A 14,912-nucleotide genomic window follows, 5' to 3' on the forward strand; every position below is an offset into this window, starting at 1 on the left:
CTGAACTCCTGTTTTCAGCCTTCAATAAACTGCCGCAGTGCCTCTACCTGGCTTGTTCGGTCAAGCATGGGGGCATGACCGCAGCCTTCAGCCTCAAGCGATAGCATCGCCGGCTGCATCGCTTGCATCTGTTCAGCTGTCTGGCGGTCAAGCAGGCTGGAGTTGGCACCGCGAAGCAGCATCAGCGGGCAGTGAATGGCCTGCCAGTCAGCCCAGTTGTCGCGTGGCGTATCGTGAATAAACTGCTCGGCGATACGCGGGTCGTAATGGAAAGACCAGCCGCCATCCGGTAAGCGTCGAGCGCTGTCACGAGCCATTTTTGCCCACGTTTTTTCGCTTTCAATGCCGAAGGTGGCGTAGTTCTGCCGCAGCTCGTTCTCCAGCTCGCTCAGTTGGTTGAACCGGTAGGGCTGAGCGAAATAGTTGCCCATGAGCGTTAGTGCGTCAGGGTTGAGTGCGGGGCCAACGTCATTGAGCATCAGTCGCTCGACTCGCCCGGCATGTTCAGTATCGGATGCCAGTCTCATGCCAAGCAGGCCGCCCATGGAGGTGCCGACCCAGGGCACGCTGTCCAGATTGAAGTGATTCAGCACCGCAACTGCTATTGTCATGTAATGATCGTAGAGATAGTGCTGATCCGGTACCGGAGACCAGCTCGACAGGCCGCGGCCTGGTGTGTCGGGGGCGATGACTCGCCACTGTGGGCCGAGCTTGCGGGCCAGTGCGTTGAAATCTCCCCCGTGTCGAGCAAGTCCGTGCCAAGCAATGACAGTGCGGGGCGCATCGGGGTGCCATATGCGGACTGCGACCTCCAGATCCTGTACCTTTAATAATCTCAGGGAGTCCATAGCCTTTGCTCCTGTGGTGGCTTGCTTTGCGGTCGCGGTAATATTTCTGCAGCTCACAGCAGGTTAGCGTAACGGTGTGAGACGGAGTTGTGTTAGAAATAAGAAAAATTCACACTCTCTGCATAAATGACGTGTGGCTTGGCCGTCTTAACATGCGACAATGAATGTATAACTTTGGTACTGAAACAAGGACCCTGCCGATGATCTCTCCCCGACTCTGCCTAGCGACGCCCAAAATGGGGCGTCGTAAGCTATTGGCGGTATTCGTTACATCTCTGATGATGAGCCAGGTACAGGCCGCTGATTTGCTTGAGATTACTCAAGATGCGCTAGATAAGAATGCTGAACTTGCATCAGCCAAAGCGCTGTTTAAGTCGGTAGAGGCTGGGCGTGACGTGCAGCAGGCGGACCTACTACCTCAGGTGACGGCTTCCGGGCAAATTGCACATAAGCGCCAGTACGAAAGCCAGCAACCAAAATACTCAGCGGGTAACAGTGCTGGGGGAGCCTCTCTTTCGGACGACAGTGTTACAGCGGGAAATTTAACGCTTGAGGCGACTCAGGCTCTGTTTAACGCTCGTAGTCGTGCTGAGGTTGAGCAGGCTGAGCGCCAGATCGACCAACAGCTTTACCAGCTGGCGGCCACGGAGCAGCAGTTGTTGATTGATGTCAGCACGGCCTATTTTGAAATTCTGCGGGCTAATGAAGTGCTGGATGCGCGCATTGCTCAGCAACGCGCTATTGAGCGTCAGTATGAGCAGGCCAGAGAGCAGTTCGATGTGGGCTTAATTGCTATTACTGATGTTGAGGAAGCGAAAGCACGTTTTGACCAGTCTAGAGCTCAGCGCATCATCGCGGAAAGCGCGTTGCAGGTTAGCTTTGAGACGCTGCATAAGCTGACAGGAAAACGCTACTCCAGCATCGACATGCTACAGACTGAAATGCCGGTGGTACCGCCTAGTCCGTCTTCTGTGCAGGAGTGGGTTGACCTTGCTATGCAGAGAAATCCGCTCGTGCTGGCCAGCCAGGCGGGTGTTGAGGTGTCGCGCAGCGGTGTGGATATTGCTCGCGCCCAACGCTTGCCAGTTGTCGAAGCCTTCGCTAACTATACCTATGGCGATTCAGATAGTGATGTGTTGACCGGTCACGACTCATCGAGCCAGGTTGGTGTGGGTGTCAGCGTGCCGCTGTTTACGGGTGGACGAACCAGCGCAAGCATCCGCCAAGGCACCTATCAGTTGGCCTCCAGTCAGTATGATTTTGAGGCCCAGCGCCTGACAGCGGTGCAGCAGGTGCGCTCGCAATTTACCCAGGCCAGCAATAATGTCGCAACGGTAGAGGCGTTAGGTCAGACCGTTGTCTCTAGCCAGAGTGCGCTGGATGCCACTCGCGCGGGTTTTGAGGTTGGCACCCGCAATATTGTTGATGTGCTTGATGCTGAGCAGAATTTATATAACGCGGTTGCTGATTATGCCGATGCGCGTTACCGCTACGTTACCGACCTGCTGGCTTTGCGTCAGCAGTCAGGAACGTTGGATACCGAAGCAATCAGTGAGCTGAATAGTTGGTTAAATAGTGCGCAGCAAGTGCAGCTTGACCAGCAGCCGATTGGTGCACCGAGTATGGATATTGGTGCCCCGCCGAGCCCTGATGCCTGAGTGATCGCGATGCCGGAGCATACAGTGTTGTATGTTTTGTTTACATACAGCACTGTATGGATGTAGGCTTTGCAGCCTTGAATATTTCCAATGGAAGTAGATTACGCATGAAAACGATGATCCGAGGATGTCGGAGTGGCTTATTGGTGCTGGTTATGGGGCTGTTTCTTGCGGCCTGTGATCAGAAGGATGCGCCTTCAAGTCAGTCGGGTGGCGCAGGTGATCAGGTGCCGCCGCGTGCCATGACGGTTATGGACGTGCAGCGTCAGGACATTGCACTGAATCGTTCCTATCCAGCCAAGCTGCGTAGTGATGATGAGGTGACGCTGGTTGCGAGGGTAACGGGCTTTCTTGAGGCTCGCCATTTTGAACCAGGCCAGCAGGTGACGAAGGGTGAAAGCCTGTATTCCATCGAGCCGGAGCTCTACAGAAATGCGGTGACACAACGTGAGGCTGATTTGGCTAGTGCTCGGGCAGAATTGTCGCGGGCCCAGCGCGATGCCGGCCGCTTTGAGCAATTGCTCAAGCAGAACTCGGTGAGTCGTCAGCAGTATGATCAGGCGCTGGCAACCCGTGAGGTGGCTAGCGCACAGGTGGCTCAGGCTCAAGCGGCGCTGATGAGTGCCAACCTTGACCTGGGTTATGCCAATGTTACCGCACCCGTATCTGGGGTGATTAGCTTAGGTGAAGTTAATCTAGGCAATTTGGTGACGCCGGGTAGCGAATTGGCTGTCATCACGCCGTTGGACCCGCTGGAAGTGCGTTTCCAGTTACCGCAAAGCGATGCCGTTGCACTACGTCGGCAGCGCAACGAGCACCCTGAGTCTGAGATTCATGCCGTGTTGGACCTGCCAGGCCAGGGCGTTAACCTTGAAGGAAAGCTGGACTATCTGGGCTCGCGAGTCAGCGAAGGCACCAGCACAGTCCAGGGGCGGGCGGCGTTTGCTAACCCTGACGGTGTACTAATGCCCGGTCAGTTTGTGCGTGTTGTGTTGAATGGCCTCAAGCGGTTTGATGTGATTGCTGTTCCGTCAATTGCAGTCACTCAAGGGTTAATGGGGCCGCAGGTGTTTGTGCTTGATGAAGAGAATGTCGCGCGAGTGCGTAATATTCAGCTTGGCGCTCAGGCAGGGGCGTGGCAGTTAGTGGTAGACGGACTGGAACCTAACGACCGCGTTGTTGTTCAAGATCCCGCTGGCCTTAATCCGGGAACGCCAATCAAACCGCAGCCGTTTGATGGTGATGCGGCAGCACTGATGCCTGGCAAGGCGGCGGTAGAACAGTCTTCTGGCGACACCGCGTCAGCAGCGGCTCAAGGCGCAGGAGCGGCTAAGGCTGAGGTTCAAGAGGGCGCTGAAGAATGAATTTCTCTGACTTCTTCATCAAGCGCCCGATTTTTGCCTCGGTGCTAGCTATTATCCTGACCATTGTCGGGTTGATGAGCATGCGTGTACTGCCGATAGAGCAGTACCCAAGTGTGGTACCGCCCACGGTTTCTGTTAGTGCGACCTTCCCGGGTGCTGATGCCGAGACGGTGGCACAAACTGTAGCAGCACCATTGGCTGAGGCGATTAACGGCGTCGACAACATGCTCTATATGACGTCGACCAGCGCTGATAATGGCATGATGAGTTTGAGCATTGCGTTTGATATCGGCACAGATGGTGATATCAGTACCATCAATGTTAATAACCGAGTGCAGGGCGCGTTGTCCCAGTTGCCTGAAGCGGTACAGACTCAGGGTGTGAAGGTTGAGTTACGCTCAAGCTCTATCCTTATGCTGGTGGCGTTAACCTCGCCAGGCGGGGATTACAACGATATCTACATGCAGAATTATGCCACGCTGAATATTTTGGATGCGTTGCGTCAGGTGCCCGGCGTTGGTGAAGCTGAAGTGTTGGGGGGTGGTGAGTTTGCGATGCGTGTCTGGATGGATCCAGACAAGCTGGCGGAGTTTGATTTGACGCCAGCAGAAGTGGTTAAAACGATGCGCAGCCAGAACACCGAAGTGCCTGCGGGTAGCCTGAATGCGACGCCGCAGGGAGAGCCAGGCCCCTTCACTTATACCATTACTGCTGGTGGGCGCTTGTCTAGCGCGGACGACTTCCGGCAGATACTGCTACGCACAAACCCCGATGGCTCAGCGCTTCATCTTGAAGATGTCGCGCGTATTGAGTTAGGCGCGTCGTTCTATGGCGTTCAGGCACGGTTGAACGGTGGCACCATGACACCGATCATTATCAACCAGCAGCCAGGCGCTAACGCACTGGAGACGGCGCAGTTAGTTAATGACGTTATGCAAGACCTGGCACAGCGTTTCCCGCCAGGACTTGAGTATGTAGTGCCTTACGACACGACACAGTTTATCAGTGCTTCGGTAGAGACGGTGGAGCATACCTTCATCGAAGCGTTTTTGATCGTGGGTGCGATACTCTTTATCTTCCTGCAGAACTGGCGCTACACCGTGATTGCGATGTCGGTCGTACCTGTCTCTGTGCTGGCTACGTTTGCGGGTTTCTATCTGTTTGGTTTTTCTATCAACTTGCTCACGCTGTTTGCACTGGTGCTGGCGATTGGCATTGTGGTGGATGATGCCATTTTGGTTGTGGAAAACGTTGAGCGCGTGCTCAGTGAAGATGAGGAAATGAGCGTTTTTCAGGCGACGGGCCGAGCCATGACAGAAGTAGGCGGGCCAATCATTGCCACCTCATTGATCATGGCTGCGGTGTTTGTTCCTGTCGCATTTCTTGGTGGATTTACAGGACAGATCTATCAACAGTTTGCGTTGACTATTGCCATTTCAGTGGCGTTTTCGGCACTGATGGCGTTAACGTTTACGCCAGCACTGTCGGCTATTTTCATCAAGCATGATCTGCACAACCGCAAGGAAGGGGTGTTCAGTCGTGCAGTCAGAACGCCGCTCAGGCTGTTTGACCGATTCTTTGCTGGCGTGACCGCTGCTTATATGGTCGTTGTGAAACTGCTGGTGCGTTTCTGGGGCCTTGCATTACTACTGACGGTGCTGATCAGCGGCAGTGCTTGGTGGATGTACAGCACGACGCCAGCAACGCTGGTACCTGAAACTGACCAGGGTATTGTGTTAGCGGCTGTTCAATTGCCCGACTCGGCTTCACTGGCGCGAACCGAAGACTATATGGGCAGGCTGAGTCAAGCTATTGAAGAGGTTCCTGGGGTTAAATACTCATCGGCAGTGGCAGGCTACGATATGCTAGCCAGCTCGGTGAATACGGCTCGCGGTATCATCTTCGTGAATATGGAGCCTTGGAGTGATCGTACACTGACGGCAGATCAGCTCGTTGGCAAGATCATGCAACTGGGGGCTCAAACTGAAGGTGGGTCGGCTATTGCATTTAACATGCCGCCAATCATGGGGCTTTCGACAACCGGAGGCTTTACGGGGTATTTGCAGTCGTTTAGTGGCGCTTCACCTAATGAGCTGTATCAAGCCTCGCTGAAGTTAATGCAAGCAGCAAATCAAGATCCAGTGCTAAAGCAGGTATTCACGACTTTTAGTGTGAATGTGCCGTCATTCCATGCTGAGATTGATCAGCAGAAAGCACTGAGTTATGGCGTGTCGCTTGATAGCCTGAACTCGACCTTGTCGAATACGTTTGGTAATGGCTTTGTCAATTTCTTTGGCTATAAAGGCCGTAACTTCCGAGTGTATGTGCAAAATGAAGACAGTTTCCGTAAATCACCGGATGATGTAGCCAGTGTTTATGTCCGCGGTGGTAATGGCCAACAGATTCCGCTTTCTGAGTTTGTTACCCTTGAACGCGTGGTAGCGCCTGCGGTTGTTACACGCTTTGGCGTTTACCCCGGTGCTCAGTTCCAGGGTGGGCCAGCGCCTGGTTATAGTTCTAACCAGGCTATTGAAGCAATGGATAGGCTAGTGGCGGATGTGCTTGGTAGTGACTGGGGCATGGGGTGGACTGGCACGGCTTACCAGGAAAGCAGTGCCGGTAACGCTGCCACAATAGCCATTGTGTTTGGCTTGCTGATGGTGTTTTTGATTCTTGCGGCTCAGTATGAAAGCTGGTCGTTACCGCTGGCTGTTTTGACCACGACGCCGTTTGCCTTCTTTGGTGGTATTGGGGGGATTGTATTACGCCACCTAGATACCAGCGTTTATGTGCAAATAGGAATGCTGGTGGTGGTTGGGCTGGCGGCAAAGAATGCGATCTTGATCGTCGAGTTTGCCGAGCTGCAGCGGCGTGAAAATGGCCGCACGATTCGTGAGGCGGCGATTCATGCGGCTGAGCTTCGCTTCCGGCCTATTGTTATGACGTCGCTGGCCTTCATCTTTGGTACTTTGCCGCTGGTACTGGCGAGTGGTGCTAGTGCCACCAGTAGTCACCATATCGGCACAACGGTGGCTTTTGGCATGGCGTCGGTGGCGATACTAGGCAGTATGTTTGTGCCTACCTACTACGCGATGATTGCACATGTGAGTGATTGGCTTGGTCGACGCTCGGGGGGCGGGCAGGAGCCGAGTGCGCAGACTAAGTAACGTAGGACGCTTGCACTAAGTGGCCTTTAGGTGGGCTGCGGTGCTGAAATTGAACGCTACGGCCTGAAGGCTGTAGCGTTTTTTTTACTATGCGAGTGAGGCGACCTTCGCTGAACAATGGGGTATGCTGAAAGAGAACACATAGACCGGCTGAGCAGCGGGTGATTGGCTGCAGCGCTTGACCAGCGGCTGGTGGCAAAGGGAGAAAATTTGCTGCCTTTAGGTCATGTCGTTGCACGCGCCTTCTGAGCCGAGGGGGCAAGCAATGATGTCGATGAATACTCTGACGCAGTTAGCACTCAGTTTTCCTATGGTGGTTTTCACTCTGTTAATCGCTCTGATAGCGCTGTACTGGCTGTTGGTGTGTGTGCGTCTGGCCCCGTTGGAGCTGTTTGAGCGCGACAGTTTGCGTGATGACAGTCTAGCTAGTGCCATGGTTTCGCTGGGGTTTATCGGCGTGCCGATCATGCTGTCGCTAACATTGCTGGTAGTATTGTCTGGGGTGATTATCTTCGCGATAGAAGTTGCTGTGTTGCAGCACCTTGCCCTAGGGTTATTTCGTGTTCCGTTGGGGGCTGTTTTAATCTGGGCAGCGGTAGCTCTGGCGTCGCCTGTTGTCGCTTTACTGTGTCGTAGGTTGCGTCGCCACTTCCATGGTTATTCACAGTTACCACGCTGTTTGCTGGGGGAAACGGTCGTTGTGGGAGCCGTTGAAGAAGGGCCGTTGAGAGATGCTGTGTTGGTTGATCATGAAAGCCATCACCTCACGTTGCGTATTAAAGCAGGGCAAGAAGCTATTCCGGGCGAGCGCCGAGTGCTAGTCAAGTACTTACGTGATCAGGATGCCTATCGTTCCGTGGCTGAGCATGATTACCTTGATGCCAGAGCGCGCTTAGTCAAACTCAAGCTGATTAATCGTGACAGACAAAGAGAGCGGCTGGATGCTAGCTGACTCAACTCAGGGGCTTAAGGCTGATTAGTGCTAGTTGCGCTTTGACCAGTTTTGAGCCCTGCTCATAGATAGAGTGTGCTTGCGGGTCGCGCAGCCAGTTGTGAAAAATACCGCTGAGTACGGCTTGCAGCAGCAGGGCAGCGGTAAGTGGATCAATGTCAGGTTTGAGTAGACCTTGTTGGCTGGCATCTTCTAAATAGTCTTTCAAGGCATTGAAACAATCGCGGACCATGGTGTTTTGAATTTCTCGGGGATCAATGTCGCTGAAGACTTCACAGCGGTGCACAACAATAGCGTGTACGCGCATATAGCGCGGTTTTTCTAAGCGTTGAAAGCCATACTCGCAGCCTAGTTGGATAGCTGCTAAAGGGGATGTGTGCGGGTGAGCCGCAGATGCTTCGCTGACCAGTTCATGAAAGGGCATACGTACGCGTTCTATCATGGCAGTAAATAGGTCAGCCTTGTTGCGAAAGTGCCAGTAGACGGCACCACGCGTCATACTAGCATGGCGGGCAATTTGTTCCAGTGAGCTACACGCAACGCCGCGCTGAAAAAATAGCTCTTCAGCAGCATCCAGTAAGGCTTCACGGGTGGCCTTGGCATCGGCCTTCGTGCGTCGTGCCATAATGTTTCGACTCGTAATAATGTGCGGCGTATTTTACCCTAACCACTGTGCTTTTACATTCAGTGTTGTATGCAAGGACTGTTTATGTCCCGTAAACCTTTCGAGCTTGCCGGTGTTTCGGTTGCGCCGGGCAGTCGCAAACAGATAGATGTGCCTGTGGCACGGTTGTATACCCACACGCCGTTGCATATTCCTGTGGAGGTGATTCATGGGCGTCAGGAAGGGCCTGTGTTACTGGTCTGCGCGGCTATCCATGGTGACGAAATTAATGGCGTAGAGATTGTGCGGCGGTTGCTGGGCGCCCGTCAGCTGGAGCGATTGCGTGGCACCTTGATGGCAGTGCCGATCGTCAACGTGTTTGGCTTAGTGCAGCAAACCCGATACTTGCCTGATCGACGTGACCTTAATCGTTGTTTTCCGGGCAGTGAGAAAGGCTCGCTTGGCGGGCGTATTGCTGCGTTATTTCGCCAGGAAATTGTTGACCAAGCCACTCATGTGATTGACCTGCATACTGGAGCAATACACCGCACTAATTTACCGCAGATTCGAACCCTGCTTGACGTTGGCAGTGAAACTCAGGCGATGGCACATGCTTTTGGGGCACCCGTTATCATCAATTCTGATTTGCGTGATGGCAGCTTGCGACATTATGCACAAAGCCGCGGTATACCGGTGCTAACTTATGAAGCGGGTGAAGCCTTGCGGTTTGATGAGTGGGCAATTGCTCCGGGGGTACGTGGTGTACTACGCGTGATGCGCAAGCTTGGCATGTTAAGTGGCGATAAGCGGCACCGCACGCCGCAAGCTGCTGAAGTTGCAAACAGCTCTGGTTGGGTTAGGGCGCCTATCGACGGAATTCTGTGCCCCAGAACGCGGTTGGGTGTCAGAGTGGCTAAAGGAGATGTGCTAGGCCATGTGGCTGGCCCATTTGGTAATGATGAAAGCGCAGTGCTGGCAACGACAGACGGCATTGTTATTGGTATGACTCGGTTGCCGCTAGTTAACGAGGGCGAGGCACTATTTCATATTGCCCGTTTTGAAGCTATTGAAGAGGCCGAGAGTGCGATTGAAGGGTTTCAGTCTAGCCTTGAGCCGCCTCCCGACTCACTCTACTAACGCTGGCTGCGGCCAAGTTTCCGGTTCGCGCACAAGGCTCAGAGCATCATCAAAAATACGCAGGTCAGCGCCTTCTTGATGGGCATGCTCCGACAGGTGGCGGCGGAAACGTCGCCCTCCAGGACAGCCCTGAAACAGCCCTAGCAGGTGGCGGGTAATATGATTTAGCTTGGCGCCTTCATCCAACCGCGACTGAATATAAGGACGGAAAGCCTGTGCCGCCGCCAAGCGGCTGGTTGCCGGATCGGTCTGCCCATAAAAACGGCTATCGACGGTCGCTAGCAGCCAAGGGTTCTGGTACGCCTCCCGGCCCACCATCACGCTATCCACTAACTGACACTGCGCCTGACACTCATCAAGCGTTTTGATGCCGCCGTTAATGCCGATATGCAACTCCGGATGATTCTGCTTCAGGCGATGCACCCGCGGATAGTTAAGCGGCGGAACATCACGATTCTGTTTGGGCGATAGCCCCTGCAGCCAAGCCTTGCGGGCGTGAACAGTAAACGTGTCGCAACCCGCATGCGCTACCTGGCGGATGAAATTCTCCAGATCAGCATTTTCATCCTGATCATCAATGCCAATCCGGCATTTCACCGTGACAGGAATACTAACCACCGACTGCATCGCCTTGACCGCCGCCGCCACTTTTTGCGGATGCTCCATTAGGCAGGCGCCAATCAGGTTGTTCTGTACCCTGTCGCTAGGGCAGCCGACATTCAGATTGACTTCGTCATAGCCCCAGGCCTCGGCAATCGCTGCACATTCCGCCAGTTCGCCCGCATCGCTGCCGCCCAGCTGTAGCGCAATCGGATGCTCAACCTCGCTGTAACCCAAAAAACGCTCACGGGGAGAGCCATGCAGCAGTGCCCCCGTAGTCACCATTTCGGTATACAGCAGCGCCTGTTTGGTTAACGTACGCGCAAACGCCCGGTAATCACGGGTCGTCCAATCCATCATGGGGGCAACGGAGAAAGTTCTATCCAGTGCAGGGCGTGCGGTGCCAGATTTCATGCGGGTTTGCGCTGATGTGGTATTATTCATAACTGTTCATGTTTACAGTGATTGTGCGACGTTTTACATGGTTCGTTGGTATATTTTTGGTATATGAGCCACTTTCGATTTGGTACATCTGAGGGGCAATTATGGCAACGATTCGTAAGCGCCGTAAAAAGGACGGCAGTTTCTCATATTTAGTGCAAATACGCATTGCAAGACGTGCGCTAACCTGACCATGCAGAAACTAATTCCGCATGTTAACGCGCTCGCTTAGGCGCGATTAATCAAGGCGCACATCTATCGGGTATATATGCGTAGCGAGTTCACCTAAGTACCAAATCTCAATGTGTTCGGGCTGTCCGTAGAAATAATACACATCGACGCTTGATTGTCCTGCGCCCTGCAAACTGTGGAACGTCATCTCTGCAAGATATCCTTGCTCGTCACGTGCAAATACATGATTGCGTCGCAAATTAGGTGACGAATTTGACTCAACTGGCTCAAATTCCGAGTAATCAATCACCAAACGGTTGTGATCAAAGCTCATCCCTGCGGGTAATTCATCCACTGCGTATGCTTGCTTAGTCAAGTTACTTGCCAGCGCCATATGAACCTGTGCGGTCATTCTAACGGGTACGCCCGTAAAGCGCTCAGGGTCATAGTTCAAGCGCCCAACCATATGAATCGACTGCACGGTTTTTGAATTTACTTCAAAGCCTAGCTTTTTCGCTTGCAGGTTGTGTTGCTCAGGGTCTTTAACTGGATTGCCCTCAACATCGGAAAACTCGAAAAGCGCCATGGTCGGCATCAACATGCGGTTACGACGGTCGATCAGTAAGTCGCTTTGCACGGGTGGGTAATACCACGCGACTTGGCCTGGGTAATCACGCTCAGGGTGGCTTACGCCACTTGGTATTAAGTACCGTGCCACTTGCACCGCCTCGGCTAATTCGTCAGTCTCAAGCTCGGTGCGCTCAGCGCGTAGGGCGAGTTGGCCTGAGTAAATGGGTGCAGTGGGTTCAATCTCTGGTAATTGAGCCAAACCGTCGTCCGCCCGCTGAGCCGTCGGCATATTATGCACTGGAATATCTAACGCTTGCTCAACGATCTGGCTACCTTCGCGGTAAACCAGTAACGTCACTTGCCCCTGAGCAACGGGGCCGTTAAAGCTACTGGCAACAAACTGGGCATTACCACGTGCGGCCGCAAGCTCGCCATCGAGCGCCTCTAGCTCGGCCAGCGCCGTGTCATAGTCCAAATCGTTCTGTACCAGGCGTTTAAATAAATCATCTAACAGAGTATTGATGCGTTCGTACACATAAAGCGGCTCACGCTCGCTCTGCACATGGGCTAAATAGTGACCTTGGCTATCTTGGGCATCGGTCACGATATCCTGGTCAAGCCATTCAATCGTGCTGCCTTCGTCGGTTTCAATTCTCAACGCGAATGAAACGGTGCCAAAAGCCTCTAGTAAAACACGCACGCCACCCTGTTCGAAGGTTTGTCCAACATCGTTTGCACTGAAATTGAAGGTAATGATGTCGCTGGGTAATTGGGCCTTAAACTCAGCCTGTAAGCGCACTGCCGGCGGCTCGGCGTCTTCATTCTGGCCCAGATAACAATAGGTATCGCCAGCCAAAATCACTCGTTCAGCTTGGGTTTCACGCTGATGCGTATCCGGTAGGGTTAGTATTTCACTGTTCGCGAGTTCGATGTTTTTATAATCAACGCGGTGACGTATTGGCATACGAAAACCACTCTGGATCTGCATGCCCTGGTTGCCGGTGTAACGCATACAAAACGGGTTATTATGCGTGTTGAAGGCTTGAAGACTGTCGACAAAAGCCTGCTGTAATGATGTTATATCAGCATAATCAGACATCCTGTATACGCGCGGTAAGCTAAACTCAATATCACCTGGCTGGCCGTATAAGTGAAAGGTATTAATAGTAGAAAAGTAGGCGTTACGCACCTCATGAGATAAAAGCTCACGTAACGCGGTATCATCAAGCTCGGCTAAGGCTTGTTTTCGACTTTCGTAAGTAGCCTGATGTTGTTTGAATAGCTGTTGTATACTGCTCCCCCCAGGGGCATCTAATGAAACCTGTGAGGCATTCGCGCGCTGATCAATAACCCATTGATTCATAGGTGTTAAAAAAATAACTATTAAAACAGCAGCCATCAAGATGGCTATAAGCGCTGTTAGTGACTTACGCACGACTTTCATATTCACATCCCTTGTGTTTTAAAGGCACTTTGTCACTTCATGTAAAGTTGGCCTGATCAGGCCGGTGGCCCATCGCGTTACCAGTCAGGTAAATTATGGTGATGCAGTTGGCTTTATCTCGGTTGATCTTACTCAGCCGCAGTGGACACTGATCTAAGCGATCATTCGGACTGCAATTCCCTTGAGCTCATCATCCCTATGGCCATGGCTCACACCATCGTAGCGTATTACATTCCTGAGGTGTTCATCGTTACTGGGCAGGGCTAAGTTTGTGCCAAACGGTTTTTTCCAGATGGCTGCCGCAATCGACCCAGCTGCGTATAATACAATGTGACCCCCGGTGATGACCGGAATCAATGGCCAAGAATTTATAGGCGTTTATATTCGGCAGGGTTGTTGCCCGTACGCCGTTTGTATCCGCTCTCAATCACTTTTTCTGGACGCAAGGACGACATGACCGTACGCACTCGCATCGCGCCGTCTCCCACCGGTGACCCCCATGTAGGCACCGCATATATTGCTTTGTTTAACCTGTGCTTTGCGCGCCAGCACAAGGGAACGTTTATTCTGCGAATTGAAGATACCGATCAAGCGCGGTCGACGCCGGAATCTGAACAGATGATTCTGGATTCATTACGTTGGTTGGGGCTGGATTGGGATGAGGGGCCGGATGTTGGTGGGCCTCACGGACCATACCGGCAGAGTGAGCGTGGGGATATTTACGCGCAATACGCTGAACAGCTTGTTGCAGATGGCCATGCGTTTAAGTGCTATCGCACCAGTGAAGAGCTTGATGCGCTGCGAGAGGCGCGTAAAGACGCTGGGATGCAACTGGCGTTGAAGCCGGCAGATTTGGCCTTGCCTGCTGATGAAGCGGCACGGCGTGAAAAGGAGGGCTGGCCTTTTGTGATTCGTATGCAGGTACCTGATTCGGGCACCTGCGTTGTGCATGACATGCTGCGCGGTGAGATTGAGGTGGACTGGCAGCAGGTTGATGCGCAAATTTTGCTTAAGTCTGACGGTATGCCGACTTACCATCTGGCTAACGTGGTAGACGACCACCTGATGGGGATAACACACGTTCTGCGTGGCGAAGAGTGGATCAATTCAGCACCGAAGCATCAGCTGCTGTATGCCTGCTTTGGCTGGCAGATGCCGGTGCTGTGCCATATGCCGCTGTTACGTAACCCTGACAAGTCAAAGTTATCTAAGCGCAAAAATCCGACCTCAATTAATTATTACCGCCGTATGGGGTATTTACCCCAGGCAGTGACGAATTATTTGGGGCGTATGGGCTGGTCAATGCCTGGTGAAAGCGAAAAATTCAGTCTTGACGAAATGATGGCGCATTTTGATATACAGCGCGTTTCGTTGGGCGGCCCAGTATTTGATCTGGAAAAACTGACCTGGCTTAACGGCCTGTATATTCGTGAGGACCTTGATGATGCGGCGTTGATGAAGGCGCTGATGGACTGGGCCTTCAACGAACGCTATGTCAGTGAAATTCTGCCTCAAGTGCGTCCACGGGTTGAAACGTTATCTGACGTGATTCCGCTGGCGGGACATTTCTTCTCAGGCTTGCCAGTGATTCAGCCAAGTGACTTCGATAAGGTGGCGTTGGAGCCTGAGGAGCTTGTCAGGCTGTTGCAGTTCTTAGTATGGCGTTTAGAAGTTGTGCCTACCTGGAACAAGCCTGCGTTGTTGGAGGAGGTTAAGTTATTGGCTGAGCACTTTGAGCTGAAGATGAAAGGTTTTCTGGCACCTGTGTTCATTGCTATTACAGGCTCGGCATCGAGTACTTCTGTCATGGATGCCATGGCTATTTTAGGGTCAGACATGACGCGTGCCCGCTTAAGGCATGCGATTAATGTGCTCGGCGGTGTGTCCAAAAAACAGGCCAAGCGTTTCGAAAAGCAGTACCGGGAACTCTCGCTGTAAGCAGAGCGTATGGGTAGC

10 protein-coding genes are annotated in these 14,912 nt (G+C 52.9%); 6 read left to right on the top strand and 4 right to left on the bottom strand.

Annotation, left to right across the window (positions count from 1 at the left end; all coding sequences use genetic code 11):
• Positions 1-14 precede the first annotated feature (14 nt).
• Positions 15-848, bottom strand: a complete 834-nt coding sequence (locus H616_RS14885; RefSeq protein WP_051234249.1) for an alpha/beta fold hydrolase — start codon at positions 846-848, stop codon at positions 15-17.
• Between the two features lie 200 nt (positions 849-1,048).
• Between H616_RS14885 and H616_RS0111565 the strand changes: the two genes are divergently transcribed.
• From H616_RS0111565 to H616_RS0111580, 4 genes are all read left to right on the top strand, one after another.
• Positions 1,049-2,506 carry a TolC family outer membrane protein gene (locus tag H616_RS0111565; RefSeq protein ID WP_051234251.1) on the top strand — a complete coding sequence of 486 codons (1,458 nt, stop codon included), beginning with the start codon at positions 1,049-1,051 and terminating at the stop codon, positions 2,504-2,506.
• 107 nt (positions 2,507-2,613) lie between these two features.
• Positions 2,614-3,870, top strand: coding sequence for an efflux RND transporter periplasmic adaptor subunit (locus H616_RS0111570; RefSeq protein ID WP_035573049.1), 1,257 nt, complete (start codon positions 2,614-2,616; stop codon positions 3,868-3,870).
• On the top strand, positions 3,867-7,037 hold the full coding sequence (locus tag H616_RS0111575; RefSeq protein WP_027967513.1) for an efflux RND transporter permease subunit: 3,171 nt from the start codon (positions 3,867-3,869) through the stop codon (positions 7,035-7,037). The genes H616_RS0111570 and H616_RS0111575 overlap by 4 nt, the downstream gene beginning before the upstream one ends.
• 265 nt (positions 7,038-7,302) lie before the next feature.
• Positions 7,303-7,989, top strand: coding sequence for a hypothetical protein (locus H616_RS0111580; RefSeq protein ID WP_338035753.1), 687 nt, complete (start codon positions 7,303-7,305; stop codon positions 7,987-7,989).
• A 1-nt stretch (position 7,990) separates the two neighbouring features.
• On the opposite strand, the gene H616_RS0111585 is transcribed toward H616_RS0111580, so the two are convergent.
• On the bottom strand, positions 7,991-8,614 hold the full coding sequence (locus H616_RS0111585) for a TetR family transcriptional regulator (protein WP_027967515.1): 624 nt from the start codon (positions 8,612-8,614) through the stop codon (positions 7,991-7,993).
• An 84-nt stretch (positions 8,615-8,698) separates the two neighbouring features.
• Between H616_RS0111585 and H616_RS0111590 the strand changes: the two genes are divergently transcribed.
• Positions 8,699-9,730 carry a succinylglutamate desuccinylase/aspartoacylase family protein gene (locus tag H616_RS0111590; RefSeq protein WP_027967516.1) on the top strand — a complete coding sequence of 344 codons (1,032 nt, stop codon included), beginning with the start codon at positions 8,699-8,701 and terminating at the stop codon, positions 9,728-9,730.
• Here H616_RS0111590 and dusA read toward each other — a convergent pair.
• Both dusA and H616_RS0111600 read right to left on the bottom strand, forming a co-directional pair.
• Complete coding sequence (gene dusA / locus H616_RS0111595; RefSeq protein WP_027967517.1) at positions 9,719-10,744, bottom strand: tRNA dihydrouridine(20/20a) synthase DusA; 1,026 nt, start codon at positions 10,742-10,744, stop codon at positions 9,719-9,721. The genes H616_RS0111590 and dusA overlap by 12 nt on opposite strands.
• Before the next feature lie 265 nt (positions 10,745-11,009).
• Complete coding sequence (locus H616_RS0111600; protein ID WP_156906454.1) at positions 11,010-12,611, bottom strand: hypothetical protein; 1,602 nt, start codon at positions 12,609-12,611, stop codon at positions 11,010-11,012.
• 798 nt (positions 12,612-13,409) lie between these two features.
• On the opposite strand from H616_RS0111600, the gene gltX reads away from it, so the two are divergent.
• Positions 13,410-14,894, top strand: coding sequence for a glutamate--tRNA ligase (gene gltX, locus H616_RS0111605; RefSeq protein ID WP_027967519.1), 1,485 nt, complete (start codon positions 13,410-13,412; stop codon positions 14,892-14,894).
• Positions 14,895-14,912 lie beyond the last annotated feature (18 nt).

It is taken from the genome of Halomonas halocynthiae DSM 14573, from assembly GCF_000425725.1.
Classification (GTDB): domain Bacteria; phylum Pseudomonadota; class Gammaproteobacteria; order Pseudomonadales; family Halomonadaceae; genus Halomonas; species Halomonas halocynthiae.